The organism is Micromonospora arida, from assembly GCF_042873195.1.
GTDB lineage: Bacteria > Actinomycetota > Actinomycetes > Mycobacteriales > Micromonosporaceae > Micromonospora > Micromonospora arida.
This window is the reverse complement of record NZ_JBIALC010000002.1, coordinates 599,917-626,210: the sequence shown is the minus strand read 5'-3', so window position 1 is coordinate 626,210 and position 26,294 is coordinate 599,917. Positions and strand designations below refer to the sequence as shown.

26 protein-coding genes are annotated in these 26,294 nt (G+C 71.9%); 12 read left to right on the top strand and 14 right to left on the bottom strand.

Annotation, left to right across the window (positions count from 1 at the left end):
- Positions 1-87: 87 nt before the first annotated feature.
- The 4 genes from ACFYP0_RS09565 to ACFYP0_RS09550 form a co-directional block, all read right to left on the bottom strand.
- On the bottom strand, positions 88-744 hold the full coding sequence (locus ACFYP0_RS09565; protein ID WP_355493710.1) for a class I SAM-dependent methyltransferase: 657 nt from the start codon (positions 742-744) through the stop codon (positions 88-90).
- 91 nt (positions 745-835) lie between these two features.
- Positions 836-2,089 carry an RNA polymerase sigma factor gene (locus ACFYP0_RS09560; RefSeq protein ID WP_355493711.1) on the bottom strand — a complete coding sequence of 418 codons (1,254 nt, stop codon included), beginning with the start codon at positions 2,087-2,089 and terminating at the stop codon, positions 836-838.
- A complete protein-coding gene (locus ACFYP0_RS09555) occupies positions 2,086-2,442 on the bottom strand; it encodes a YciI family protein (RefSeq protein WP_238682127.1) in 357 nt (118 codons plus the stop codon). The genes ACFYP0_RS09560 and ACFYP0_RS09555 overlap by 4 nt, the downstream gene beginning before the upstream one ends.
- A 147-nt stretch (positions 2,443-2,589) precedes the next feature.
- Positions 2,590-3,846 carry a DUF2786 domain-containing protein gene (locus ACFYP0_RS09550; RefSeq protein WP_356977553.1) on the bottom strand — a complete coding sequence of 419 codons (1,257 nt, stop codon included), beginning with the start codon at positions 3,844-3,846 and terminating at the stop codon, positions 2,590-2,592.
- A 188-nt stretch (positions 3,847-4,034) separates the two neighbouring features.
- On the opposite strand from ACFYP0_RS09550, the gene ACFYP0_RS09545 reads away from it, so the two are divergent.
- Both ACFYP0_RS09545 and ACFYP0_RS09540 read left to right on the top strand, forming a co-directional pair.
- Positions 4,035-4,517: a DUF2243 domain-containing protein gene (locus ACFYP0_RS09545; protein ID WP_356977551.1), complete on the top strand. Its 483-nt coding sequence runs from the start codon at positions 4,035-4,037 to the stop codon at positions 4,515-4,517.
- Positions 4,514-5,359: a cytochrome c oxidase assembly protein gene (locus ACFYP0_RS09540; protein ID WP_356977549.1), complete on the top strand. Its 846-nt coding sequence runs from the start codon at positions 4,514-4,516 to the stop codon at positions 5,357-5,359. Before ACFYP0_RS09545 ends, ACFYP0_RS09540 begins: the two co-directional genes overlap by 4 nt.
- On the opposite strand, the gene ACFYP0_RS09535 is transcribed toward ACFYP0_RS09540, so the two are convergent.
- The 5 genes from ACFYP0_RS09535 to ACFYP0_RS09515 form a co-directional block, all read right to left on the bottom strand.
- Positions 5,360-5,635: a hypothetical protein gene (locus ACFYP0_RS09535; RefSeq protein WP_356977547.1), complete on the bottom strand. Its 276-nt coding sequence runs from the start codon at positions 5,633-5,635 to the stop codon at positions 5,360-5,362.
- A gap of 78 nt (positions 5,636-5,713) precedes the next feature.
- Positions 5,714-6,835 carry a CaiB/BaiF CoA transferase family protein gene (locus ACFYP0_RS09530; RefSeq protein WP_356977546.1) on the bottom strand — a complete coding sequence of 374 codons (1,122 nt, stop codon included), beginning with the start codon at positions 6,833-6,835 and terminating at the stop codon, positions 5,714-5,716.
- On the bottom strand, positions 6,832-8,997 hold the full coding sequence (locus tag ACFYP0_RS09525; protein ID WP_355493717.1) for a 3-hydroxyacyl-CoA dehydrogenase NAD-binding domain-containing protein: 2,166 nt from the start codon (positions 8,995-8,997) through the stop codon (positions 6,832-6,834). Before ACFYP0_RS09525 ends, ACFYP0_RS09530 begins: the two co-directional genes overlap by 4 nt.
- A gap of 14 nt (positions 8,998-9,011) precedes the next feature.
- Positions 9,012-10,226, bottom strand: coding sequence for an acetyl-CoA C-acetyltransferase (locus tag ACFYP0_RS09520; RefSeq protein ID WP_124859202.1), 1,215 nt, complete (start codon positions 10,224-10,226; stop codon positions 9,012-9,014).
- Positions 10,216-11,382, bottom strand: a complete 1,167-nt coding sequence (locus ACFYP0_RS09515; RefSeq protein WP_355493718.1) for an acyl-CoA dehydrogenase family protein — start codon at positions 11,380-11,382, stop codon at positions 10,216-10,218. The genes ACFYP0_RS09520 and ACFYP0_RS09515 overlap by 11 nt, the downstream gene beginning before the upstream one ends.
- 313 nt (positions 11,383-11,695) lie before the next feature.
- Between ACFYP0_RS09515 and ACFYP0_RS09510 the strand changes: the two genes are divergently transcribed.
- The 3 genes from ACFYP0_RS09510 to ACFYP0_RS09500 all read left to right on the top strand — a co-directional run bounded on the left by ACFYP0_RS09510 (position 11,696) and on the right by ACFYP0_RS09500 (position 14,089).
- On the top strand, positions 11,696-12,352 hold the full coding sequence (locus ACFYP0_RS09510) for a TetR/AcrR family transcriptional regulator (protein ID WP_355493719.1): 657 nt from the start codon (positions 11,696-11,698) through the stop codon (positions 12,350-12,352).
- Positions 12,353-12,576: 224 nt separating this feature from the next.
- Positions 12,577-13,425: an MBL fold metallo-hydrolase gene (locus ACFYP0_RS09505; RefSeq protein WP_386995285.1), complete on the top strand. Its 849-nt coding sequence runs from the start codon at positions 12,577-12,579 to the stop codon at positions 13,423-13,425.
- Positions 13,426-13,429: 4 nt separating this feature from the next.
- Positions 13,430-14,089: a CGNR zinc finger domain-containing protein gene (locus ACFYP0_RS09500; protein WP_386995283.1), complete on the top strand. Its 660-nt coding sequence runs from the start codon at positions 13,430-13,432 to the stop codon at positions 14,087-14,089.
- A 9-nt stretch (positions 14,090-14,098) separates the two neighbouring features.
- Here the strand turns inward: ACFYP0_RS09500 and ACFYP0_RS09495 are convergent, their stop codons facing one another.
- Positions 14,099-14,977 (bottom strand): zf-HC2 domain-containing protein, encoded by an 879-nt coding sequence (locus tag ACFYP0_RS09495; protein WP_386995506.1) that lies wholly within the window; start codon positions 14,975-14,977, stop codon positions 14,099-14,101.
- Positions 14,978-15,049: 72 nt separating this feature from the next.
- Here ACFYP0_RS09495 and ACFYP0_RS09490 point away from each other — a divergent pair, with 72 nt between their 5' ends.
- The 7 genes from ACFYP0_RS09490 to ACFYP0_RS09460 all read left to right on the top strand — a co-directional run bounded on the left by ACFYP0_RS09490 (position 15,050) and on the right by ACFYP0_RS09460 (position 24,698).
- Positions 15,050-16,090 (top strand): TRM11 family SAM-dependent methyltransferase, encoded by a 1,041-nt coding sequence (locus ACFYP0_RS09490; RefSeq protein ID WP_386995280.1) that lies wholly within the window; start codon positions 15,050-15,052, stop codon positions 16,088-16,090.
- A gap of 465 nt (positions 16,091-16,555) precedes the next feature.
- Entirely contained in the window at positions 16,556-16,645 is a 90-nt protein-coding gene (gene kdpF / locus ACFYP0_RS09485) for a K(+)-transporting ATPase subunit F (protein WP_036410889.1), read from the top strand.
- Entirely contained in the window at positions 16,645-18,300 is a 1,656-nt protein-coding gene (gene kdpA, locus ACFYP0_RS09480; protein WP_386995277.1) for a potassium-transporting ATPase subunit KdpA, read from the top strand. Before kdpF ends, kdpA begins: the two co-directional genes overlap by 1 nt.
- A 20-nt stretch (positions 18,301-18,320) precedes the next feature.
- Positions 18,321-20,516 carry a potassium-transporting ATPase subunit KdpB gene (gene kdpB / locus ACFYP0_RS09475; RefSeq protein ID WP_386995275.1) on the top strand — a complete coding sequence of 732 codons (2,196 nt, stop codon included), beginning with the start codon at positions 18,321-18,323 and terminating at the stop codon, positions 20,514-20,516.
- Positions 20,516-21,397 (top strand): potassium-transporting ATPase subunit C, encoded by an 882-nt coding sequence (locus ACFYP0_RS09470; RefSeq protein ID WP_386995273.1) that lies wholly within the window; start codon positions 20,516-20,518, stop codon positions 21,395-21,397. The genes kdpB and ACFYP0_RS09470 overlap by 1 nt, the downstream gene beginning before the upstream one ends.
- Before the next feature lie 74 nt (positions 21,398-21,471).
- Positions 21,472-24,021, top strand: coding sequence for a sensor histidine kinase (locus ACFYP0_RS09465; RefSeq protein WP_386995271.1), 2,550 nt, complete (start codon positions 21,472-21,474; stop codon positions 24,019-24,021).
- Positions 24,018-24,698 carry a response regulator gene (locus ACFYP0_RS09460; RefSeq protein ID WP_355493727.1) on the top strand — a complete coding sequence of 227 codons (681 nt, stop codon included), beginning with the start codon at positions 24,018-24,020 and terminating at the stop codon, positions 24,696-24,698. Before ACFYP0_RS09465 ends, ACFYP0_RS09460 begins: the two co-directional genes overlap by 4 nt.
- Here ACFYP0_RS09460 and ACFYP0_RS09455 read toward each other — a convergent pair.
- The 4 genes from ACFYP0_RS09455 to ACFYP0_RS09440 are packed head-to-tail and all read right to left on the bottom strand — an operon-like array spanning position 24,686 to position 26,240.
- The gene (locus tag ACFYP0_RS09455) at positions 24,686-24,904 is read right to left on the bottom strand and encodes a hypothetical protein (protein WP_355493728.1); all 219 of its coding nucleotides are present in this window, start codon (positions 24,902-24,904) and stop codon (positions 24,686-24,688) included. The genes ACFYP0_RS09460 and ACFYP0_RS09455 overlap by 13 nt on opposite strands.
- The gene (locus ACFYP0_RS09450) at positions 24,905-25,333 is read right to left on the bottom strand and encodes an SAV_915 family protein (protein ID WP_355493729.1); all 429 of its coding nucleotides are present in this window, start codon (positions 25,331-25,333) and stop codon (positions 24,905-24,907) included.
- A complete protein-coding gene (locus tag ACFYP0_RS09445) occupies positions 25,330-25,833 on the bottom strand; it encodes a universal stress protein (protein WP_355493730.1) in 504 nt (167 codons plus the stop codon). Before ACFYP0_RS09445 ends, ACFYP0_RS09450 begins: the two co-directional genes overlap by 4 nt.
- Positions 25,830-26,240, bottom strand: coding sequence for a hypothetical protein (locus ACFYP0_RS09440; protein ID WP_355493731.1), 411 nt, complete (start codon positions 26,238-26,240; stop codon positions 25,830-25,832). Before ACFYP0_RS09440 ends, ACFYP0_RS09445 begins: the two co-directional genes overlap by 4 nt.
- Positions 26,241-26,294: the final 54 nt, after the last annotated feature.

The following is a 26,294-nucleotide window of genomic DNA, read 5'->3' as shown; positions in this document are numbered from 1 at the left end:
ACGACGTAACCCGCACGCCGGGCCGGTGATCATCACCGGCCCGGCGTGCTGTGTCCGGCCTCCTCGATCAGCGAGCCGACGCTGTGCTCAGGGGCGTCGGGTGGCGCGGACGACCACGTCGTGCAGCGGGGCCTCCCGGCCCGGCATCGTGCGGCGGTGCTCCTCAGCGGTGACGATCTCCCAGGTGGTGTCGTCCAGACCGGCGGTGATGTCCGCGAGGGTGACCGAAGCCTCGTCGGGCGGGTGGTGCCCATGTCCGTGTCCGTGCCCGTGCCCCTGCTCGGTGGCTTCCGAGGTGTGCAGGTGGCCGACGATCAGGACGGTGCCGCCGGGCGCCACCCAACCGGCGATGCGGTCGTAGAAGGCCAACTGCGGCATCGCGGGGTGCGCGTAGTGCGTCGTGACGAGGTCGAACCGCGTGTCCGGGGCCCAGGCCGTGAGGTCTGCCTCCACCCACCGCACGCGCTCGGAGACCCCGCTCTCCGTCGCGCGTTCGGCGGCGCGAGCGAGGGCGACGGGTGCGATGTCGACGGCGGTGACCTGCCAGCCGTGGGCGGCGAGCGAGATCGCCTCGGCGCCCGCGCCGCACCCGGCGTCCAGCGCCGAGCCCGGCACCAGAGCGCCGATCTCCCGGGCCAGGTACGGGTGCGCGGGACTCGTGCTCATCGCTCCGGGGCGGCCATGGTGCGCCTGGTGCCAGTGCCGCTCCCAGTAGTCCTTGTCGAACTCGTGCTGCTCGGTCATCTGTGCCTGCTCCTTCGCGCGTCGCCCACGACTGTGACCGGCGACCGGGTGATGCGCAAAGATTGTTGCCAGAACGGCAAGACGACGTGGCTCACCCCTGCCCGGTCAGCCGGGCCGCCCGTACCTCCAGGTACCGCTGCTCGGGCCGGCTCGTGGTGCCCCGCGCCGCCATCAGGTACGCCTCCCGCGCCGACCCGACCTCCCCGGCCAGCTCCAACAGGTGAGCCCGGACTGCGGCCAGCCGGTGGTGCCCGGCCGTGCGTTCGTCGGTGTCCAACGGCGTGAGCAGGGCGAGCCCGGCCCGGGGCCCGTCGACCATGGCCACCGCCACCGCCTGGTTGAGGGTGACCATCGGATTCGGCGCGATCCGGGCCAGCAGTCGGTAGAGCGCGACGATCTGCCGCCAGTCCGTCTCCGCCGCCGTCGAGGCCTCGGCGTGCACCGCGGCGATCGCGGCCTGGAGCTGGTACGGGCCGGGCGGCGACCAGGTCAGCGCCTCGGTGATCAGCGCGACCCCCTCCGCGATGGCGGCGGCGTCCCATCGGGAGCGGTCCTGCTCGGCCAGCGGCACCAACTCCCCGTCCGAGCCCACCCGGGCCGCCCGGTGCGCGTCGGTCAGCAACATCAGCGCCAGCAGCCCGGTCACCTCGCCATCGTCGGGCAGCAGCCCGCGCAGGATGCGAGCCAGCCGGATCGCCTCGCCAGTCAGCTCGGCCCGGCGCAGATCCGGGCCACTGGACGCGGTGTAGCCCTCGTTGAAGATCAGGTAGAGCACCCGCAGCACCGTTCCCAGCCGCTCGCCCCGCTCGGCCGGCCCGGGCATGGTGAACCTTGCCCCGGCAGCCTCGATCCGCTGCTTGGCCCGCCGGATTCGTTGACTCATCGTCGCCTCGGGCACCAGGTGCGCCCTGGCGATCTGGGCGGTGCTGAGACCGCCGACCGCCCGCAGGGTGAGCGCCACCTGCGCCGATCCGGGCAGTGCCGGGTGGCAGCAGAGGAACAGCAGCGTGAGGGTGTCGTCGTCGGCCGGAACGGCGGGCTCGGCGTCCGCCGCGGGCGCCACCCCGGCGTACGCCGGCTCCCGCCGCGCCACCGCCACCTCGCGGTCCCGGCGCGCGCTTTCGCTGCGCCACTCGTCGGTGAGGCGGCGGGTGGCCACGGTGAGCAACCAGGCGCGCGGATTGTCCGGTACGCCCTGCCCGGGCCACTGCGTCGCGGCGGCGAGCAGCGCCTCCTGGACCGCGTCCTCGCACCTGTCGAACTGTCCGTGCCGCCGGACCAGCAGGCCGAGGACCTGCGGCGCGAACGTGCGCAGCAGATCCTCGACCGTCCGGTCCTCGGTCACATCTCCGTCCCGGCCTCGTCCATGATCGGGCGGACCTCCATCGCGCCGCCGTACCGGACGTCCGGCCAGCGCGCGGCGATCTCGGCAGCCCGCTGCGGGCTGTCGCAGTCGACGGCCAGGTAACCGGCGAACTGCTCCTTGCTCTCCATGAACGGGCCGTCGAGAACCTCGGGGCTGCCGTCCACGAGCCGGACCGTCAACGACTGCGACGGATTGGCCAACGCCTGGCCGCCGATCAGCTCGCCGGTCTCGGTCAGCTCCTTCATGATCTCGTCAACCTCGCCGAAGAGGGCGGTGCGCTCCTGCTCGCTCAGCTCCTCGGTGAAGCCGGGCCGGTTCCAGATCAGCAGCATGTACTTCACGGCGATGCTCCTCAGGCTCTGGTCGCACCCCGATCGGGGCGCGACTCACCGGAGGGTCGGAGCCGTTCCCCCGATCCCTACCGCGTACCGAAGAAAATCGCAGAAACCACCGCCGGGCGCGTTCCCACGCCGGATGGTTCAGCGCGGATCGGGTCGGCCGGGCACCTGTCGGGGCTTCCGGGCGCCGCCGACGTCCAGCGAAGCCCGGTCGGCGGCCGAGGTGCCGGACGACCAGCCCTCGGCGTCGCGAACGCTGAGCCGGTGCCGGGTGACGCCGGGGAAGAGCGTGTCCAACCGCTCCCGGACCGCCTCGCCCCGCGCCGCGAGCACCGGCAACAGCCGTTCCGCCCCGGCCGTCTCGGCCGCCGCCTGGTCCGCCGCGTTGGTGGCCGCCTCGGTGGCTGTGCGCAGCCGCTCGCCGATCCGCAGCGCGAACGCGTTGAGGAAGGACTCGTCCCAGACCTTCGTCCGTCGCCCCGACCCCGGCCGGCGCTCGGCACGCCCACGCAGCATCGCCGCCGTGGCCTGGACCAGCAGCGACGTGTAGAGCAACTCCACCGCCACCAGATCGGCCGGCCAGCCCAGCACTGTGGCGAAGCCGAGATCGTCGGACCAGACCGCCTCGCACCGGTTCGCCGCCGCCACCTCCTGCACCAGCAGTGCCTTCGCACCCGCGTACGGGGCGTCGGTGCTCAGGCGGACGCCGCCGGGCAGATCCCCGCGCTCCGACCCGGCCGCCAGCAGCGCCTCGTCGATGCTGTGCCGGGCGATCAGCTCCTGGGCCTTCCCCGTCAGCGCCTCCGCCTCCGCCGGGAAGGTGGTCGACTCGGCCTTCGCCAGCAGCGCCCGCACCCGGTCCAGCATCGGCGACCCGCTGCGAGCCGTGCCGCCCGTGCGGGGCAGTGCCGCGCCGCTCGTGCCCGGCGGTGGGCGCAGCACCGCGATGGGCGGCAGGCTCTCCACCAGCGCGAGAGTGTCCACGGCCGCGCGGAGCGCGTCGGCCCGGTCCAGACCCTCCCGGCTGGCCCAGCCGGCCAACACGCTGCCGTCGGCCTCGATGGCCGCCAACTCGCGAAGCTGGTCGTCCCACCAGGCCGGGACCGGCTCGGCCTGATCGCGCCGCTGGGCGGCCATCGCGGCACGGACCAGCCGGGCCGCGCGGGCGTCGAGCCGTCGACCGGTGATTCGGTCCACGTCGACCGGCTGCCAGCCGCGCGGCCACAGCCGACCCAGGCCGCGGACCAGGCGACGCAGCAGAGCGGCGTCCACCGCCGCGGTGCCGTCCGCGGCGCCGGTGCCGACCATCAGTTGGTCCAGTTGCCGTTCGGCCTGCCGTACGTCAGTGCCGCGCACCGCCGCGAGCGCGTTGGCGACGAGTTCGTCCGCGTCCGGCACGGGCACCTCCTTCTCGGGATCTGGCTGTCGCTGCCCCTCCAGGCTCCATGATCATGCCGCCCGTGGCCCAGGAGTCACGAAACGGGGATGTGCCACCGGCCCAGCGGGCCTTCCCGCCACTCCGGCCCGGCATGTTTCATCCGGTTCGGGGTATTTCCGACCTGATCCAGTTGACTGCGAGGTGTGTGGTGGTCGATTCGAGCCTGCCGAAGCCCCGTTCCGCCGACGTACGCTCCTCCACGCTCGTCGGCGTCCTGATCGGCATCGCGATCATGGCTGCGGTGGACGAGATCGTCTTCCACCAGTTGCTGGCGTGGCACCACTTCTACGACCGGTCCACCCCATCGGTGGCGCTGCTCTCGGACGGGCTGCTGCACGCCGCTGAGCTGATCATCCTGGTCGGCGGGTTCTTCTGGTTCGCCGACCTGCGTCGACGACGTGCTCTGTCGAACCGGCTGGCGTGGGGTGGCTTCCTGCTCGGAGCCGGAGGGTTCCAGGTCTTCGACGGGGTGGTCGATCACAAGGTGCTCCGGCTGCACCAGATCCGCTACGGCGTACACCTGCTGCCGTACGACGTGCTGTGGATCGCGTCCGGCGCGGTGCTGCTGTTGGCCGGCGCCGCTGTGGTGTGGTGGGCCCGGTCCCGGCGCCCGGGCGACGGCCCCCGATGACGGTGGCCGGGCCGCTGGCGCACGCCGGGCACGGTGCGGCAGGGCCGACCTGGTTCCCTTTGTTCCCGGTCGCGTTGTTGGCGGTCGGCTACGTGCTGGCCGCCGTGCGCGACCCGCGGGGTTGGGACCACCGACGTACCGCCTCCTGGCTGGTCGGCTGCGCCCTGCTGGCAGTCGCCGTCGGCCCGCTGGCACAACTCCCCGACAACCCGAGCGGGCACATGGCCCAGCACCTGCTGCTCGGCATGCTGGCCCCGCTGGGGCTGGTGCTCGCCGCCCCGGTGACGCTGCTGCTGCGGGTCGCGCCGCCGCCGGTACGCCGAGCGGTCGGCCGGCTGCTGCGTGCCCGCCCGCTGCACCTGCTCGCCCACCCGTTCACCGCCGCGCTGCTGACCACCGGCGGGTTGGCGTTGGTGCTGCTCACCCCGCTGTACGCGGCGGCCGAACGGCAACCCGTCCTGCACCACGCCGTGCACCTGCACTACCTGGCCGCCGGCTACCTCTTCGCCTGGTCGTTGGCCGGACCGGACCCGGCGCCGCGTCGCCCTGGACTGGCGGTACGCATCGGCGCGTCACTGGCCGCGTCGGCCGGCCACGCCGCGCTGGCCAAGTACCTGTACGCCCAGGCCGAAACCCTCCCGCCCGGCCTCACCGACCGCGACCCGGAAGCGTTCCGCTCGGCCGCCCAACTCATGTACTACGGCGGCGACCTGGCTGAGCTGCTCCTGGCAGCAGCCCTCTTCGCCACCTGGTACCACTCCCGCCGCCCCCGCCCGACCCCATCTCCGTTGATCAAGAGGTTTGCGTCACCGGAAGGCGATTCTTTGACGCAAACCTCTTGATCAGCTCGGAGGAGGGGTGTGCAGTGCGGCGGCAAGTCGGCGGAAGAACAAGCGGATCTCGTCCTCACTGTGGTGCGTCTCAGCCTGGTCGTTCAGCGGGCCCGGATAGCGCAGCGCCTGGTCCAGCGCGTCCCGCGTCTCAGCCCGGTCTCCCGGGTAGAGCCCGGCGGTCACCCCGTCGACGACCCGGGTCACCACCGAGTCGTCGAGCACCCGGTCGAACTGGACTCCGTAGAGGATCCCGTTGACGTGGCCCTTCCAACTGTCCGTACCCATGCTCGTCGGCTCCCTTGGAAAATCTGGCTGCCGTCCCAGCTGCTCCCGGTAGAACGGCTCGGCCGCCGATCGTCGAGATCACTGCCAGCCGGTGAGGATTTCCTCGACCGGTAGGACGTCCTGCTCCGGGTCGGGTGCCGGGGTTGGCCGCGCGGTCGGGGTGCGGTCGAAGCGGGGTGCGGGGGCCGGCTGGATCTCGCCGTCGACCTCGACGAACGTGCCCCGGGCCGCGTTGTGCGGGTGAGCGTGGGCCTCGCCGGGGGCAAGCACCGGCGCGACGCAGGCGTCCAGGTCGGCGAAGACCGCCGTCCACTCGTCCCGGGTGCGCTCGGCGAACCGCTCGGTGAACCGGCGGCGCAGCTCGTCCCAGCCGCTCGGGTCGTACTGGGCGGGCAGGTCCTGGTCGTCGGCGAGGCCGAGGCCGGTGAGCAGTACGGCGTAGAAGGCCGGTTCCATCGCGCCGACCGCCATGAATCCACCGTCGGCGGTGGCGTACGTGTCGTAGAACGGCGCCCCGCCGTCGAACATGTTGCGCCCGCGCGGGGCGGCCCACAGGCCGGTGCCGAGCAGCCCGTGCAGGAACGAGGTGAGCAGCGCCGAGCCGTCCACCATCGCCGCGTCGACCACCTGCCCGAAGCCGGAGCGCTCCCGCTCCAGCAGCGCGGCCAGCACCCCGACGGCGAGCAGCATCCCGCCGCCGCCGAAGTCGCCGAGCAGGTTCATCGGCGCGTACGGGCGTTCGCCGGCCCGTCCCAGCGGCTCCAACGCCCCGGCCACCGCGATGTAGTCGATGTCGTGCCCGGCTCGGGCTGCCAGCGGGCCGTCCTGACCCCAGCCGGTCATCCGCGCGTACACCAGTCGGGGGTTGCGGGCCTGGCACACCTCCGGCCCGATGCCGAGCCGCTCGGCCACCCCCGGCCGGTACGCCTCGACCAGCACGTCCGCGCGCTCGGCGAGGCGCAGCAGGTCCGCCACCCCGGCCGGTGACTTCAGGTCCAGTGCGGTGACCCGCCGTCCGCGTTGCAACGGCCCGCTGGTCGGTGCGGCCAGCCGGCCCGCTCCCGGGTCGCCCGGCCGGTCCACCCGCACCACGTCCGCGCCGAGGTCGGCGAGCACCATGCAGCCGAACGGGGCCGGCGCGAGGCTGGCCAGTTCGACGACCCGTACCCCGGCCAGCGGCCCGCCGCGCGCCGCCGTCACGCGACGCCCGCCGGTTCGGCGGGGCGGTCGGCCGAGGCGGCGAGCCGGTCGACCAGGTCGGCGGGGGGCGTGAACCGGTCGCCGTAGCGGTCGGCCAACTCGGTGGCACGGGCCGCGAAGCCGGCCGGGCCGCCCGCGTACTGCCGGACGTAGCGGATCACCCCGCCGGTCCACGCCGGGAACCCGATGCCGAAGATCGAGCCGATGTTGGCGTCGGTCTCGGTGCGCAGCACCCCCTCGTCGAGGCAGCGCAGCGCGTCCAGCGCCTCGGCGAAGAGCATCCGCTCCTGGAGGTCGGTGAACGGCACCGCCCGACCCGCGTCCGTGGTCAGGTCGGCGAGGCCGGACCACAGCCGGCCCCGGTTGCCGTCGTCGTACGAGTAGAAACCCCGTCCGGCGGCGCGCCCCGGCCGGTCGTACGCGTCGACCAGCTCGTCCACCAGGCGGTGCGCCGGCAGCGGACGGAACTCCTCGCTGGCCGCCTCGAACTGGCGGCGAATCCGCTGGATCAGCGTGAGACTGACCTCGTCGGCCAGCGCCAGTGGCCCGGTCGGGTAGCCGGCCTGAAGGGCGGCCTGCTCCACCGATGCGGCGGGGACACCCTCGGCGACCATGCCGACCGCCTCGTCGATGAACCTGCCGATCACCCGGCTGGTGAAGAAACCCCGGCCGTCGTTGACCACGATCGGGGTCTTGCCGATCCGCCGGCCCAGGTCGAACGCCCGGGCCAGCGCCACGTCCCCGGTCCCCTCGCCCACCACGATCTCCAGCAACGGCATCCGGTCCACCGGAGAGAAGAAGTGCATGCCGATGAAGTCCGCCGGCCGGTCCACGCCGGCGGCCAGCCCGGTGATCGGCAGGGTGGAGGTGTTGGAGGCGAGCAGCGCGTCGGGCGCCAGCACGGGCAGCACCTCGGCGAAGACCTGCTGTTTCAGCGCCGGGTCCTCGAAGACCGCCTCGATGACCGCGTCGCAGCCGGCCAGCGCGTCCGCCTGGTCGGTGGTGGTGATCCGGTCCAGTACGGCGCGGGCGTCCGCCTCGGTCGTGCGACCCTTGCGTACCGCGCGGGCCAGCAACCGCTCGGCGTGCTCCCGGGCCCGGCCGGCGGCCTCCGGGGTGACGTCCTTGACCACGACGTCCAGCCCGGCGCTGGCGCAGGCGTACGCGATGCCCGCGCCCATCATGCCGGCCCCGAGCACCGCCACCCGGCGTACCGGTGGTGCGTCCACATCGGCCGGTCGGGCCGCACCGCCGTTGACGGCCTTCAGGTCGAAGAAGAACGCACCGATCATGTTCTTGGCGACCTGCCCGGTGAGCAGGCCGATCAGGTGCCGGGTCTCCACCGTCAGGGCGGTCTCCAGGTCGACCTGTGCGCCCTCGACGGCGGCGGCCAGGATCGCCTCGGGCGCGGGTAGCCGGGCACCCTTGAGCTGCTTGCGCAGCGTCGCCGGGAAGGCGGGCAGTTGCGCGGCGAGCGAGCGGCTGGCCGGGGTGCCGCCGGGCATCCGGTAGTCCGGTCGGTCCCACGGCTGCTTCGGCTGCGGGTTCGCCGCGATCCAGGCCCGCGCGCGGTCCAGCAGCTCGGTCGGCGTGGCGACCACCTCGTTCACGATGCCGGCGGCCAGGGCATCGGTCGGGCGCATCCGCCGGCCGGTGAGCAGCACCGTGGTCAACGCGCCGGCCAGGCCGAGCATCCGCACGGTCCGGGTGACGCCGCCCGCCCCGGGCAGCAGCCCCAGGGTCACCTCGGGCAGCCCGAGCCGGCTGCCGGGCGCGTCCAGCGCGATCCGGTGGTGGCAGGCGAGCGCGATCTCCAGGCCACCACCGAGCGCCGAGCCGTTGATCGCGGCGACCACCGGTCGGCCCAGCGTCTCCAGGCGGCGCAGGTCCCGTTTGATGGTGCCGAGCAGGGCGGCCAGGTCGGGCGCGTCGGCACGGGTGGCCCGGATCATCTCGGGCAGGTCGCCGCCGGCGAAGAAGGTCGACTTCGCGCTGGTCACGATGACGCCGACGAGATCGCTCTCGGCCTCCAGCCGGTCCAGCACGGCGCTCATCGAGGCGGCGTACGCCCGGTTCATGGTGTTGGCGGACTGGGTGGGGTCGTCCAGGGTGAGCGTGACGATGCCGTCGGCGCCGCGGTCGTACCGGATGGTGTTGGTCATGGTCGTCCTCCGGGTCAGCAGCGCTCGAGAACGGTGGCGACGCCCATGCCGCCGCCGATGCAGAGGGTCACCACGGCCCGGCGCAGGTCGCGGCGCTCCAACTCGTCCAACGCCGTACCGAGCAGCATCGCTCCGGTCGCGCCGAGCGGATGGCCGAGCGCGATCGCGCCGCCGTTGACGTTCACCCGGTCCGGGTCGAGGCCCAGGTCGCGGACGTACTTGAGCACCACCGCGGCGAACGCCTCGTTGATCTCGAACAGGTCGATGTCGTCGAGGGTCAGCCCGGCGACGGCGAGCGCCTTGTGGGTGGCCGGGATCGGACCGGTCAACATCAGCGTCGGGTCGGCGCCGGTGACCGCCGCGCCGACGATCCGGGCGCGCGGGGTGAGACCGAGATCCCGACCGACCTGCTCCGAACCGATCAGCACCAGCGCCGCGCCGTCCACGATGCCGGACGAGTTGCCCGCGTGGTGGACGTGCTCGATGGCCTCCAGCCAGTGGAACTTCTGCAACGCGACCGCGTCGAAGCCGGCCGCCTCGCCCATCGTGGCGAAGGACGGGGTCAGCTTTGCCAGCGCCTCCCGGGTGGTCTCCGGGCGCGGGTGCTCGTCGACGGTGAGGATGTCCAACCCGTTGCCGTCGCGGACCGGCACCACCGAGCGGGCGAAGTACCCGCCGGCCCACGCCTTGGCGGCCCGCTCCTGCGACCGCAGCGCGTAGCCGTCCACGTCGTCGCGGGTGAAGCCCTCCAGGGTGGCGATCAGGTCGGCGCTGACGCCCTGCGGCACGAACGACGTGGCCAGCGCGGTCTGCGGATCGGTGGCCCAGGCCGCGCCGTCGGAGCCCATCGGCACCCGGGACATCGACTCGACCCCGCCCGCGAGCAGCAGATGCTCCCAACCGGAGCGGATCCGCGCGGCGGCGGAGTTGACCGCCTCCAACCCGGAGGCGCAGAACCGGTTGAGTTGCACCCCGCCCACCTGGTCGGGCAGCCCGGCCAACAGCGCGGCCGCCCGGGCCAGGTCGCCGCCCTGCTCGCCGACCGGGGTCACGATGCCGAGCAGCAGATCCTCCAGCCGGCCGACGTCCAGGCCGGGGTTGCGCTCGCGCAACGCGTCGATCAGGCCCACCACCAGGGAGATCGGCTTGACCCCGTGCAGCGCGCCGGTGTCCCGGCCGCGTCCGCGCGGGGTGCGGACCGCGTCATAGACGTACGCCTCAGAGAGCACGGGCGATCAACTCCTTCATGATCTCGTTGGTGCCGCCATAGATCTTCTGGACGCGAGCGTCGGCGTACATCCGGGCGATCGGGTACTCCGTCGTGTAGCCGTAGCCGCCGAAGAGCTGGAGGCACCGGTCGACGACCTCACACTGCCCGTCGGTGAGCCATGACTTCGCCATCGCCGCGGTGGAGACGTCCAGGTCACCACGCGTGTGTCGGACGATGCAGTCGTCCAGGAAGACGCGGCTGACCCGGGTGCGGGTGGCGCACTCGGCGAGCACCATCCGGGTGTTCTGGTGGCCCATCAAGGGCTTGCCGAAGGCGGTGCGCTCCTTGGCGTACGCGACGGTCAGCGCGACCGCCCGCTCCATGGCCGCGACCGCGCCGACGCCGATGACCAGCCGTTCCTGCGGAAGCTGCTGCATGAGCTGGACGAAGCCCAACCCTTCGGCGCCGCCGAGCAGGTTCGCCGCCGGCACCCGGAACTCGTCGAAGAACAACTCGGCGGTGTCGTTGGCGTGCAGCCCGATCTTGGACAGCAGTCGGCCCCGGCGGAAGCCCTCCGGGTCACCGCCCACCTCGCAGACCAGCAGCGAGACGCCGGCCGCCCGCTGCTCGGGGTCCGTCTTCACGGCCACGATGACCAGATCGGCCAGGCCGCCGTTGGTGATGAACGTCTTCGCGCCGGTCACCAGGTAGTCGTCGCCGTCGCGGACCGCCCGGGTACGCATCGCCTGAAGATCGGAGCCACCGTCCGGCTCGGTCATCGCGATCGCGCCGACCAGCTCACCGCTGCACAGGCCGGGCAGCCAGCGTCGCTTCTGCTCCTCGCTGCCGTACGCCACCAGGTAGCCCGTGACGATGCCACTGTGGACGGCCAGGCCGAGGCTGCTCTCCCCGGCGTACGCCTGCTCGTGCAGGAGCACCGCCTCATGGGTGAACCCGCCGCCCCCACCGCCGTACTCCTCCGGGACGGACAGGCCGAGCAGCCCCAGCTCACCGGCGCGCCGGTAGTGCTCGCGGTCCGGGTGGCCCTGCTCCTGGAGGCGGTCGGCGTGCGGCAACACCTCCTTGGCGAAGAAGGTGCGGGCCAGCTCGGCCAGGTCGTCGTGCTCCGGCTCGCGCCAGGGTGAGGGGGAGCCGTCGGGCAGGGGGGTCGGCATGTGCACCACCCTCGCGCGCTGTTGGCGGCATGTCAATAAGTCGTGATCAGCGGACGGGCGCAGCCCGCTGGGACGTCCGCGAAGAGGCAGGCCCCCGCGCCTCGCGCCTCGCGCCTCGCGCCAAGATCGTGCTCGAACCAGGATGTAGTGGCCTCAACTGCTCGGTGATGCCACTACATCCCGGATGTAGCGCGATCTTGGCGAGTTGACGCCGCGTGAGTTGCCCAGGGGGCAGCTCCTACGACTGATCAGCATCAAGTGATCAAGGTGAGGAACGGCGGCCGACCGGTGAGCTGTCGATAGGGTCGGGCAGATGAGTGTCGAGACGGCCCCGCGCCGCCGCCGTTTGGAGCCGGACGCCCGGCGTGGGCAGATCCTGGCCTGCGCGGTCCGGCTGTTCGGTGAGCGCCCGTACGCGGACGTGTCGACCACCGACGTCGCTCGTGAGGCGGGTGTCGCTCGTGGCCTGGTCAACCACTACTTCGGTGCGAAGAAGGACCTCTACCTGGAGGTCGTCCGGGTGATGGTGACCATCCCCGAGGTGGCAGTGGAACGGTTGCCCAAGGGTGATCTCCGCACCCGCGTCGAGGCCAGTGTCACCTGGTTCCTCGACGTGGTGTCCCGGCACAGCACCTCGTGGCTGGCGGCGGTCACCGCCCGGGGGATGGGCGGCGACGCCGACGTGGAGCGGGTGCTCACCGAGGCCGAGGAGGTCGCCGCGGACCGGATGCTGGTCGCCGTCGGGCTGGCCGACGAGGCCGAGGACCGCGAGGAACTGCGGGGGATGGTCAGGGCGTACTGCGGGCTGGCGACGTCGACCGCCCGCGAGTGGCTTCAGCGCGGCGCGCTGACCCGTGCCCAGGTGCACCTGCTGCTCACCACCACCCTGCTGACCATTGTCGAGCAGGTCATCCCGCAGGTCATCGATGGTTCGGCCCGGCCGGCGCACCCGGCCCAGCCACCGGCGTAGGCCGCAAGGCGGGCAAGGCGGAGAAGACAGCCCGGACCTGCCGCCGCTCTCGGGTCGGGCCGCGCTGCCCAGATCACGTGACGTGCCGGCGGGCCCGATCCGGTGTGCCGCAGTCCACAGGCGCGAGTGCGGCAGTGAAATAGGCATAGGGTCTACGGTTATTTCAGCGGTCTACGGGTACCCAACCCCGACGTGCCGCCGACCGCGTCACCGGAGGAGGAGACATGACCACATCTGCCCTGTCCTACGAGGTGTTCGTCTCAGACGGCCCGATGCGAGCCGGTGATCGGCGCATGCCCGACGGGTCGCGGCTTTACGGGAGCCCGGTCGCGTCCACGTTGATCTTCGGGGCCGAGGAGGCCCTTCTCGTGGACCCACCCTTCACCCACGAGCAGATCGCGAAGGTGGGCGACTGGATCGCCCAGTCGGGTAAGCGGCTGGCGTACATCTACGCCACCCACGGGCACGGCGACCACTGGTTCGGTGCGGCTGAGCTGGTCAAGCGCTTCCCCGGTGCCGTCACCTACGCGACGCCCGGCACCATCGAGGTCATGCACCAGCAGGCCACGGTTGGCCGGAGTGAGGTGTTCGACCGGGATTTCCCCGGCCTGATCCCGGAGTCGCCGGTCGACGCGGTGCCCGTGCCGGCCGACGGGTTCCTGCTGGAGGGCAATCTCATCCAGCCCGTCGAAACCGGGCACACCGACACCGACCAGTCCACCGTGCTGCACGTTCCGTCGATCGGCCTGGTGGTCGCCGGTGACGTCGTCTACAACGGGGTTCACCAGTACATCTCGGAGAGCGCCAACGGGGGCCTGCGGCAATGGCTCGACGCCCTCGACCGCGTCGAGGCGCTCGCACCCCGCGCAGTCGTCGCCAGTCACAAGAACCGGGACCTCCCCGACGACCCGGCCAGCATCGACCAGACCCGGCAGTACCTGCTGAACGTGGAGCGGCTGTTGGCCGAGAAGCAGACCGCCAGTGAGTTCTTCGACGAGATCGTGCGACTCTACCCAGACCGGGTCAATCCGGGACCGGCGTGGTACGGGGCGCTTGCCCTGCTCGGGAAGTGAGCTGATGGTGCCTTCGATCCCCGACCACCCAGTAGATGTGGTGGCCGGGTCGTGGCCCGCCACAGAGAGGTACGACCTGGACGCCGCCCCAGGTGGCCTCGGGCTCGTTCAGGATCTGCTCAACACGATCTCGGCCGGCGCGCCACGGCAACCGGACCTCCTGGACGATCTGGGCAGCGCCACGGAGTGGGCGCGGCTGGCCGTGGCGCAGTGGTCGACGGCCACCGGGCGGCCGGCACCCGCTGTCCCGCTCGATCCGGCGGGGCTCGGGGAGCTGCGGACCTTCCGCGAGGAGTTGCTGAACGGGATCGACAGCGGGTTGCGTGGCACGCAAGACCTCGGGCAATCCGCCGAGGCGTCGGACCGGGTTCCGGCCGGATCCCGTACCACCGAGGCCACGCTCCGGCTCGATCGAGACGGGTCCGTCCACCTCGACCCGGCGGGGGTTGGGGCGGATCTGCTGATCTCACTCGTCCTCGGCGCGCTGTTCGAGGCGCAGCTCGCCGACGTCGGGCGGCGGATCAAGACCTGCCGCAACCCCCGCTGCCGAGTGGCGTTCTATGACCGCTCACGCAACAACAGCGGAGTCTGGCACTCCGTACGCACCTGTGGGCACCCGACCAACCTGCGCGCCCACCGCGCGCGGCAGCGGCAGGTGGACTGACTCAGCCGATCAGGCGACCCGGCGTTCGTCGGCCTCGCCGGTGCGGGTGGCCCGGCCGGCATGCGCCGCCGGGGCGGCGTACCGGTCTGCCGCCTGCGCTGGATAGGACTCGGGGCGTACCACCCGCAGCGGCCGCTCCACCTCGTCGGACCCGAACCGCCAGCGCGACGGTGTCGGCTGCCGCTGTGGTGCCGGGCCACCGGGGCGCAGCCCGGGCCGGGACAGCAGCACGGTGATCAGGTAGCCGACCACCAGGAAGCCGTGGCTGATCAGCCGTTCCCCGCCTACCGAACCGGTGGCCAGGTCGTTGACCGACAGCAGCAGCAACGTGCCGACGAACGCGCTGAGCATCGGCAGCAGCCCGGCGGGCGGGCTGCGGCGCAGCGCCACGAAGAGGAAGCCCGCGCCCACGGCCACGTTCCACGCCGCCGACTCGTGCCACAGGTGCTGGCCGGTGGGGTGCAGGTGGTCGGCGGTCGCGCCCCGGCCCACCTGGGCCAGGCCGAGCACCAGTTGCACCGCGCCGAGCAACCCGAGCGCCGACCGCAGGCCGGCGACCAGCGGGCCCCGTCCGAACGCCGCGCGCAACCCGGCGGCGAGCTGGCCCCGTCCGGGCACCTTCCGCAGGCCGGCGACCAGCGGGCCACGCCGCCACCGTGACTGGCGGGCCGGGGCCGCGCTGGCGGCGGCAAGGATGGCCGCCGTCCGGTCGGGCACCTCAACCACCAATCGGGTACGAACCCGACGGGTCACCGCCGCCGCCGCCGTGAACCAGGCCCGGCACTCGGCACACCCGTCCAGGTGCCCCTGCACCGCCGTCAGTTCGGCGGCGGTCTCCTCCCCGTCCAGCTGCGCGGACAGGACCTCCCGCCACTGCTCACACCCCATGTATCGGTAGTCGCTCCGGCAGCCGCTCCGGTTCCCGGAGACCGTCACCGGTTGTGGAATACTCGCCGGATCATGACGCGTTACGGCCTGCTGATCCTGCCCGCCACCAACCGGGTGTACGCCCGCGCCGCCGTCGACCTCACCCGAGCCGAGCTGGAGATCTTCGGCCGCTCGGCGCTGGACGGTCGGATCGGCGAGCTGGACACCGAGGTTGTCGGAGGGGCGTCCTACATCACGTTCACCGGCGACGGGCTGACCGAGCGTGACCTGGCCGTCCTGGGCAACCTCTCCGCCGGGTACGCGTTGTTCGAGATCGTCGGCGAGCTGTTGCGCCCGATCGAGTGGAGCCGTCTGGACCGCTACGACGACGATCTGCTCACCATCCAGAAGTACCCGGGCAAGACCAACGAGCAGTTCACCAAGCTGCTGCTCAACGTCACCCTGCTCGCCTCGGACTGGGCCGCCGAGATGACCAGCCGCCGGTTCCGGGTGCTCGACCCGCTCTGCGGTCGGGGCACCACCCTCAACCAGGCGCTGATGTACGGCTTCGACGCCGCCGGGATCGAGCGCGACCAGAAGGACGTCGAGGCGTACCGGGCGTTCATCACCACCTGGCTGAAGCAGAAGCGGGTCAAGCACCGGGTACTGGAGTCGGGGCCGGTGCGGCGGGAGCGCAAGGTGGTCGGCCGGCGGGTGCGGATCGAGTTGGCGCCGACCCGCGAGGAGCACAAGGCCGGCCAGACGCAGTTGCTGGACGTGGTCAATGCCGACACCGCCCGCTCGGCGGAGTTCTTCCGCCCGGAGACCGTGGACCTGGTCGTCGCCGACGCGCCGTACGGCGTGCAGCACGGCAGTCGTACCGCTGGGCAGGGGTTGACCCGCGACCCGCTGGCGTTGCTCGCGGACGCCGCGCCGGTCTGGGCACGGTTGTTGCGCCCCGGGGGTGCGCTCGGGATCTCCTGGAACACCCACGTCGCCAGTCGGGACGACGCGGCGGCGGCGTTGGCCGACGCCGGCCTGACCGTGGTCGACGCCGAGCCCTACCCCGCGCTGCGGCACCGCGTGGACCAGTCGATCATGCGAGACGTGCTGGTGGCCCGCCGCCCGGCCTGACCCCGGCCTCGCCCGCTCTGCCCGACCTGACCCGACCTGACCCGGGGCGTCGCGCCTCCTCCGCCGTGCCGCGCCCCGTCCGGATCGCCCACGGTCTCGTGCGTCCTTTGCTCTGCACCCGCGGAGGCGACGCTCACGGTCCGTAGCTGGCGCCTCCGCGGGTGCAGAGCAAAGGACGGAAAACCGGTCGTTGACCCCCCGGACCGCCGGGGCGTTGTGCCGCATTTCACCTGTTCAGTGGGCAGGTGTGAAAACCACGTCAAGAAAAGGGGCGACCCCGTCATGGTCGCGTTATGACCCCTGCCGTCCGGCGGGTGGTGGGGCTTTGATTGCCCGGCGCGACCGGAAGGCGGTCGCGACGAACCTTTCCGGCTGAGGAGTCAGCGTGTCTGACGTGGTGTTCGTGGTCCTGACGGTGGTGCTGTTCGCAGTGCTCGCCCTGGTGGTCCGGGCGGTGGAGAAGCTGTGAACGCTGTCAACGCCGTCGGTCTGGTGCTCGCGGTCGTCCTGGGCGCGTTCCTGGTGTTCGCCCTGCTGTTTCCGGAGCGCTTCTGATGACCATGACAACAGCGGGCGTCATCTTCGTGTTGACGCTGGTGGCGGCCCTGGTCGCCGTCTACAAGCCGTTCGGCGACTACATGTTCCGGGCGGTCTCCGGCACCAAGCAGTCCCGGGTCGAGCGGGGCATCTTCCGACTGGTCGGGGTCAACCCGGCCGCCGAGCAGACCTGGGGCGTGTACGCCCGCAGCGTGCTGGCGTTCTCCGCGGTCTCGATCCTGTTCCTGTACCTGTTCCAGCGGGTGCAGAACCACCTGTGGCTGTCGCTCGGGTTCGACCCGGTGGTGCCGCACGGCGCGTGGAACACGGCCGTGTCGTTCGTGACCAACACGAACTGGCAGTCGTACTCGGGTGAGTCGACGATGGGCTACCTGGTGCAGATGGCCGGCCTGGCCGTGCAGAACTTCGTCTCGGCGGCAGTCGGCATCGCGGTGGCTGTCGCGTTGGTACGCGGCTTCGCCCGCAGCCGTACCGGGCAGCTCGGCAACTTCTGGGTCGACCTGACCCGGATCACGCTGCGGATCCTGCTGCCGATCGCGGTGCTCGGCGCCATCGCGTTGATGATCGGCGGGGCGGTGCAGAACCTGTCCGCCGGCACCGACGTGAGCACGCTGACCGGCGGCACCCAGACCATCACCGGTGGTCCGGTCGCCAGCCAGGAAGTGATCAAGGAGCTGGGCACCAACGGTGGCGGCTTCTACAACGTCAACAGCGCGCACCCGTTCGAGAACCCGACCGCCTGGACGAACTGGCTGGAGATCTTCCTGATCTTCCTGATCCCGTTCAGCATGCCCCGGGTCTTCGGCCGGATGGTCGGGCAGAACCGGCAGGGCTACGCCATCGCCGCGGTGATGGGCATCCTCGCGTTCCTCAGCGTCGCCATCACCAACATCTTCGAGCTGGCCGGCCACGGCACGGTGCCGCAGGCGGTCGGCGCGGCGATGGAGGGCAAGGAGGTGCGGTTCGACGTGTCGAACTCGGCCACCTTCGCCGCCGCCACCACGCTCACCTCGACCGGTGCGGTGAACTCGTTCCACGACTCGTTCACCTCGCTCGGCGGCATGATGACGATGGTCAACATGATGCTCGGCGAGGTCGCGCCGGGCGGCACCGGCTCCGGTCTCTACGGCCTGCTCATCCTCGCGGTGATCACGGTCTTCGTGGCCGGGCTGATGGTGGGCCGCACTCCCGAGTACCTGGGCAAGAAGATCGGGTCCCGCGAGATCAAGTTCGCCTCGCTCTACTTCCTGATCACGCCGATCCTGGTGCTCGTCGGCACGGCGACGGCGTTCGCCACCGGCAACAACTCCACGGCGCTCAACGTCGGCCCGCACGGCCTCTCCGAGGTGCTGTACGCGTTCACCTCGGCCAGCAACAACAACGGCTCGGCCTTCGGCGGCATCACCGTCAACACGACGTGGTGGGACACCGCGCTGGGGTTGTGCATGCTGCTGGGCAGGTTCCTGCCGCTGATCTTCGTGCTCGCGTTGGCCGGCTCGCTGGCCCGCCAGGCACCCACCCCCGCGTCCGAGGGCACCCTGCCGACCCACCGACCGCTGTTCATCGGCATGGTCGTCGGCGTCACGGTGGTCCTCGTCGCGCTGACCTTCCTGCCCGCGCTCGCGCTCGGTCCGCTGGCAGAGGGGCTCTGACCATCATGAGGAACGAGGACATGTCCGTCACGTCCGCCCCAACAGAGCAACTCCCCGGTACGCCCGCCACCCAGGGCAACCGGATCGGTGGAGGGCTGCTCGACCCCAAGCAGTTGATCCGGTCCCTGCCGGACGCGGTACGCAAGCTGAACCCCGCCACGATGTGGCGCAACCCGGTGATGTTGATCGTGGAGGTCGGTGCGGCCTTCACCACCGTCCTGGCGGTGACCGACCCGTCGGTGTTCGCCTGGGCGATCACCATCTGGCTCTGGCTGACAGTGGTCTTCGCCAACCTGGCCGAGGCGGTCGCCGAGGGTCGGGGCAAGGCCCAGGCCGCGACCCTGCGGCAGGCGAAGAAGGACACCATCGCCACCCGACTGATCGACTGGAAGCCGGGCGCGCGGGCCAACACCTACCGCGATGAGGCGGTGCCGGCGCCGGACCTGCGTCAGGGCGACGTCGTGCTCGTCGAGGCGGGCGGCATCATCCCCGGCGACGGCGACATCGTCGAGGGCATCGCCAGCGTCGACGAGTCGGCCATCACCGGCGAGTCGGCCCCGGTGATCCGGGAGTCCGGCGGCGACCGCAGCGCGGTCACCGGCGGCACCAAGGTGCTCTCCGACCAGATCATCGTGAAGATCACCCAGAAGCCCGGGGAGAGCTTCATCGACCGGATGATCGCCCTGGTCGAGGGGGCCAACCGGCAGAAGACGCCGAACGAGATCGCGCTGAACATCCTGCTCGCCGCGCTCACTGTCATCTTCCTGCTGGCCGTGGTCACCCTCCAGCCGCTGGCCATCTTTTCCAAGGCGTACCAGGCGGCCGCGCCGAACAGCGGGGCGATCACCGATTCCGGTGTCACCGGCGTGGTGCTGATCTCGCTGCTGGTCTGCCTGATCCCCACCACCATCGGCGCGCTGCTCTCCGCCATCGGCATCGCCGGCATGGACCGCCTCGTCCAGCGCAACGTCCTGGCCATGAGCGGCCGGGCCGTCGAGGCGGCCGGCGACGTCAACACCCTGCTGCTGGACAAGACCGGCACCATCACACTGGGCAACCGGCAGGCCGCCGAGTTCGTACCGGTCGAGGGGGTCGACCCTGCGGCGCTGGCCGACGCCGCGCAGCTGTCCAGCCTGGCCGACGAGACCCCTGAGGGGCGCTCGGTGGTCGTCCTGGCCAAGAACGAGTTCGGGCTGCGCGAGCGCGAGCCCGGCGTGATGCCGCACGCCACCTTCGTACCGTTCACCGCGCAGACCCGGATGAGCGGCGTCGACCTCACCCCCGACGCCAGCGTGGACGCCGGCGCGGTGGGCACGGCCCGCCGAGTCCGCAAGGGCGCCGCCGCCGCGGTCATGAAGTGGGTACGGGAGAACGGCGGCCACCCGACCGAGCAGGTCGGCGAGATCGTGGACGCGATCAGCGGCACCGGCGGCACCCCGCTGGTCGTCGCCGAGCACGTCGACGGTGCGCCCGCCCGAGCGTTGGGCGTCATCCACCTGAAGGATGTGGTCAAGTCCGGCATGCGGGAGCGGTTCGACGAGATGCGCCGGATGGGCATCCGAACCGTGATGATCACCGGCGACAACCCGCGTACCGCGAAGGCGATCGCCGACGAGGCCGGGGTGGACGACTTCCTGGCTGAGGCGACACCGGAGGACAAGCTCGCGCTGATCAAGCGGGAGCAGGAGGGTGGCCGGCTGGTCGCGATGACCGGCGACGGCACCAACGACGCGCCGGCGCTCGCACAGGCCGACGTCGGGGTGGCGATGAACACCGGCACGTCGGCCGCCAAGGAGGCCGGCAACATGGTCGACCTCGACTCCGACCCGACCAAGCTGATCGAGATCGTGGAGATCGGCAAGCAGTTGCTGATCACCAGGGGTGCGCTGACGACGTTCAGCATCTCCAACGACATCGCGAAGTACTTCGCGATCATCCCGGCCATGTTCGCCGGCCTCTACCCGAGCCTGGACGCACTGAACATCATGCGGCTGGCCAGCCCGGAGTCGGCGATCCTGTCCGCGGTCATCTTCAACGCCCTGGTGATCATCGCGCTGATCCCGCTCGCCCTGCGGGGCGTGCGGTACCGGCCGGCCGCCGCGTCGAAGCTGCTCGGCCGCAACCTGCTGGTCTACGGGCTGGGCGGCATCATCGTGCCGTTCATCGGGATCAAGATCATCGACCTGCTCATCCAGTTCATCCCGGGGATTTCGTGATGCGCCTACCCACCTGGATCGCCCAACACCTCGCCGCGCTGCGCGCCGTACTCGTCTTCACCGTGCTGCTCGGCCTGGTCTACCCGCTGGCCCTGGTAGCGGTTGGTCAGCTGCCCGGCCTCAACCACAAGACCGACGGCTCGCTGATCTCCTCGGGCGGGACGACTGTCGGCAGCGCGCTGATCGGTCAGTCCTTCACCGACGCGGACGGCAACCCGGTCGCCCGATACTTCCAGTCCCGCCCCTCCGCCGCCGGCGACGGCTACGACCCGACCTCCACCTCGGCCAGCAACCTGGGCCCGGAGAGCGTCGTCGACACCATCGCCACCGACCCGGAGGAATCCAGCGAGAGCCTGCTCACCCAGGTGTGCGGGCGCAGCAAGTCGGTCGGCGAGTTCAACGGCGTCGACGGCCGGCGCCCGTACTGCACCGACGACGGGGTGGGCGCCGTGCTCGCGGTGTTCCGCGCCGACGGTCTGACCGGCCCGGTCACCCGGGTGGTCAGCGTCAACCAGGCCGCCCCGGCCACGCCGTTCGTCAGCGAGTACCAGGGCGTGACGGTGGAGCCGGCCCAGCCTGGCGAGGACTACGTGGCCGCCGGCGGGGTGGTCACCCCGATCCGGGGCGACGCGCCCGCCGACCCGGCGGTGCCCGCCGACGCGGTCACCGCCAGCGCCAGCGGTCTCGACCCGCAGATCAGCCCGGCGTACGCCGAACTGCAGGTGAACCGGGTCGCGCGGGAGCGCGGCGCGGACCCGGCGGCGGTCCGCAAGCTGGTGCAGGAACACACCGCAGGGCGGGCGCTCGGCTTCATGGGTGAGCCCGGCGTCAACGTGCTGGAACTCAACCTCGCCCTCGACAAGCAGTTCGCCGCGCGCTGAGCACCCTCGAAAGGCGGGGCCGTGCCGACCGGGCACGGCCCCGCCCGCCGATCTGACCAGGGAGGATGGACCCCGTGCCACGCGGAGAACTGCGCATCTATCTCGGGGCCGCCCCCGGCGTCGGCAAGACGTACGCCATGTTGGAGGAGGCCCAGCGGCGGGCCGCCCGCGGCACCGACGTGGTGATCGGCTTCGTGGAGACCCACGGCCGCCAGCACACCGCCGCGATGCTCGGTGACCTGGAACAGGTGCCCCGCCGCACCATGGACTACCGGGGCGCCGAGTTCACCGAGATGGACCTGGACGCGGTGCTGGCCCGCCGGCCCGAGATCGCGATCGTCGACGAGTTGGCGCACAGCAACGTGCCCGGTTCCCGGCACGACAAGCGCTGGCAGGACGTCCAGGAGTTGCTCGACGCGGGGATCGACGTGCTGTCCACGGTCAACGTGCAGCACCTGGAGTCGGTCAACGACGTCGTCGCGCAGATCACCGGCACCACCCAGCGGGAGACCGTGCCGGACGAGATCGTCCGCGCTGCCGAGCAGGTCGAGCTGGTCGACATGACCCCGGAGGCGCTGCGCCGGCGGATGGCGCACGGCAACATCTACCGACCCGACAAGATCGACGCCGCGTTGGGCAACTACTTCCGGGTCGGCAACCTCACCGCGCTGCGGGAGCTGGCGCTGCTCTGGCTGGCCGACAAGGTCGACGAGCAGCTCGACCGCTACCGCAGCCAGCAGGGGATCGCGGCCACCTGGGAGGCCCGGGAACGGGTGGTGGTCGCGCTGACCGGTGGCCCGGAGGGTGAGACGCTGATCCGTCGGGCGGCCCGGGTCGCGGCCCGCAGCAAGGGCGCCGACCTGCTCGCCGTGCACGTGGCCCGCAGCGACGGCCTGGCCGGGGCGGACCCGGCCCAGTTGGCCCGGCAACGAGTGCTGGTGGAGAGCCTGGGCGGCACGTACCACCAGGTGCTCGGCACCGACGTGCCGGCCGCGCTGCTGGACTTCGCCCAGGGCGTGAACGCCACCCAGTTGGTGCTGGGAGCCAGCCGGCGGGGTCGCCTCGCGCAGATCTTCGCCAGGGGCGTCGGGGTGACCACCACCGCGCTGTCCGGCTCGATCGACGTGCACCTGGTCACCCACAAGCAGGCCGGCAAGGGCCGCCGGGCGGCGGCCGTTCCGGCGGCGCTGTCCCGACGCCGCCGGCTGCTCGGCTTCGGCCTGGCGGTGCTGGGCATGCCGCTGCTCACAGTGCTGCTCAAGACCCTGCCCGACCTGACGTTGACCAACGACATCCTGCTGTTCCTCGCCGGGGTGGTCGGGGTCGCGCTGGTCGGCGGGGTGTGGCCGGCCCTGGTCGCCGCGCTCGGCGGTTCGCTGCTGCTCAACTGGTTCTTCACCCCGCCCTTCCGCACGCTCACCATCGCCGAGGCGGACAACCTGCTCGCCCTGGCCGTCTTCGTCGGGGTGGCCCTGGCCGTGAGCTGGATCGTCGACGTGGCCGCCCGACGTACCCGGGAGGCCGCGCGTGCCGCCGCCGACGCGCAGACCCTCGCCGCCGTCGCCGGTGGGGTGCTGCGCGGCGAACGTCCGCTGCCCGCCCTGCTGGATCAGCTCCGGGAGACCTTCGGGCTACGCGCGGTGAGCGTGCTGGAGTTGGCCGAGGAGGCCAGCGGGCGACCGGAGCGGGCCCGCGAGGAGCACGCCTGGTGCGTGGTGGCCAGTGTCGGCGAGCAGCCGGCCTGCACGCCCGACGGCGGCGAGACGGCGGTACCGGTCGACGACCGGATCACCGTCGTGCTCAGCGGCCGACGGTTGGAGGCCGCCGACCGGCGGATCGTCGAGGCGTTCGCCGCCCAGGCCGCCGTCGCGCTGCGCCAGGAGCGGCTCGCCGAGGAGGCCGCCACGGCCCGGCCCCTCGCTGCCGCCGACCGGATGCGCACCGCGCTGCTCGCGGCGGTCAGCCACGACCTGCGTACCCCCCTGGCGTCCGCGAAGGCGGCCGTGACCAGCCTGCGCAGCCACGACATCGAGTTCGACGAGTCCGACCGCGAGGAGTTGCTGGAGACCGCCGAGGAGTCGCTGGACCGGCTCGCCCGGCTGGTCGGCAACCTGCTGGACATGAGCCGGCTCCAGGCGGGCGTGCTGGGCATCTCGGCGACCGCGATCGGCCTGGAGGACGCCGTACCCCTGGCGCTTGACGAACTTGGCCCGGCGGCCGCGACGGTCGGCACGGACATCCCGGCCGACCTGCCGGCCGCCACCGCCGACCCGGGCCTGCTGGAACGGGTGCTGGTCAACATCGTCGCCAACGCGCTGCGGTACAGCCCGCCCGGTCAGCCGCCCACGATCACCGCGAGCGCCCACGCCGGTCAGGTCGAGCTGCGGGTGATCGACCGGGGGCCGGGCATCCCGGAGGACCAGTGGGAGCACGTCTTCCTGCCGTTCCAACGACTCGGGGACCGGGACAACCAGACCGGCGTCGGTCTCGGTCTTGCCCTGTCCCGGGGGTTGGCCGAGGCGATGGGTGGCAGCATCACCCCGGAGACCACCCCCGGCGGTGGGCTCACCATGGTGCTGCGGTTGCCGGCCGCGCCGACCAGCTCGGAGGGGCCGCAGGAATGACACGCATCCTGGTCGTCGACGACGAACCGCAGATCCTGCGTGCCCTGCGCATCAACCTGCGCGCCCGCCGGTACGACGTGGACGTCGCCGGCACCGGGGCCGCCGCGTTGAAGGCCGCCGCCAGCCATCCGCCCGATTTGGTGGTGCTGGACCTCGGCCTGCCCGACATCGACGGCGTGGAGGTGATCCGGGGCCTGCGCGGGTGGACCACCGTGCCGATCATCGTGCTCTCCGGTCGGGCCGGCAGCGAGGACAAGGTCGCGGCGCTGGACGCGGGCGCGGACGACTACGTCACCAAGCCGTTCGGGGTGGAGGAGCTGCTGGCCCGCATCCGCGCGGTGACCCGCCGCCTCGGCACGCCCAGCGAAGCGGTGCCGGCCCTGCGGATCGGCCAGCACACCGTCGACCTGGCCGACCACAGCGTGCTGCGGGACGACGGCACCGAGGTCAAGCTGACCCCCATCCAGTGGAGCGTGCTGGAGAAGCTGCTGCGTCACCCCGGCAAGCTGGTCAGCCAACGTCAGCTCCTCCAGGACGTGTGGGGGCCGGAATACCAGAACGAGACCAACTACCTGCGGCAGTACCTGGCCCAGCTGCGGCGCAAGCTGGAAGACGACCCGGCCCGCCCTCGCCACCTCATCACCGAGCCGGGAATGGGTTACCGCTACCGGCCGTGACCCGTTGACACCCGCCGGCAGGGGGTCAACCGGCTGCGGTTCCGCCCGACGCTGCCCACCGCCGGGTCGTGGACGGTGCAGCTGCGCTGGACCGCGCACTCCAACCGGGCGACGAACGTGCCGGTGGACATCGCGTACGCCGGTGGGCTGATCACCAGGACGGTGGACCAGCGGCAGGCCGGCGGCCAGTGGGTGGCGCTGGGCACCTACCCGTTCACAGCGGGCAGCGACGGGAGCGTGCTGATCCGAACCGAGGAAACCGACGGCTTCGTGGTCGCGGACGCGGTCCGCTTCGTCCGCGCCTGAGCGACACGCTGCGCCGGGTCGACCCGGTCGATCGGCGGTGCCACCAGCAGCGGGTCGACCTGGATCACGTCGATTCCGAGCGGGCGCAGCATGCCCCGCAGTGCGGACTCGCACAGCTCTTCCCAGGGCTGGTCCGCGCCCATCGCGGCGACCAGCAGCTCCGGTCGGGTGAAGGCGATACCCACCCGTTGCCCCTGCGGCGAACGGCCGGTCCGCACTGTCCGCACCAGCCGTCCCGGCAGGTCGCGCACCGGAACGGCGAAGATTATCGGGCCCTCGTCCATTGTCGGGTTGGTCCTTTCCACACGTGTCGCGAAAGCGACAGTCATCGGCTGAATCGTTCGAGGTCGCGGGCGAAGCGGCGGATCGTCGCGGCGCGCGCCCAGGTCGGCGCGGGCACCGTGACGACAGGTACTGCCGCACGGGTCACGCAGTACCGGGTGACGTGGCCACGGGACCTGCCGAACCGACCGCGATCCGGGCTACCGACGACCAGCAGATCGGATTCCCGGTGCGCGTGGTCGACAAGCACCTGCCCGGCGTACCCCTGGGTCGCCACCAGCCGCACCGGCACGTCCCGGGGCACGCCACCGAGCGCCGCGTCGAAGACGCCCCGCAGGTAGATCAGGGCCGCCCGGTCACACTCGTCCTGCCACCGCCAGGTCAGGGTGCCGGGTCGCCACGTCGGCGCGAAGACCCAGGCGCGGACGGCGTCCAGCTGCGCGCCGTCGCGGCGGGCCAGTTCCATCGCCCGGCGCAGCGCCTGCATCCCAGCGAACGAGCGGTCGACTCCCACCACGATCCGCTGGGCACCGGTGCGGCGGTTCATGCGGCGGACCCCACCCACGCCGGGGCGTCCTTCCCGGTACGCGTGTCGGCCGGCGTGGTCAGGTCGAGCGCGCGGAGGATGTAGTTGGCCTCCGCCACCTCCACCCCGGCGCGCAGGCGCAGGTCGGCCACGGCGCGGTGCAACACGGTGATGCTGTCGGCGGAGAGCCGGACCACGGCGTCGACGTCGGCGGCGATCCACCACGCGTCGACTGCGCACGGCTCGTGCCGCAGGTACTCCACCAGGTGGCTGCCGGGCGCGGACGGACCGAGCCGGACGCTGACCAGCGCCTCGTGTCGCCGTAGCGGTTCTTCCGCTCTGGTCGCGGGCTCGCCGGGGTCGCTGGCCGTGTCGGTGCCGGGTGGTGGTCCACCGCGTTCCCAGCGTGTCATCCGCCAAGGACTCATGGACCCATCGTCACCACCGAGCGACGGCGGAGCGCCAGTCGATACGCGGTTTCG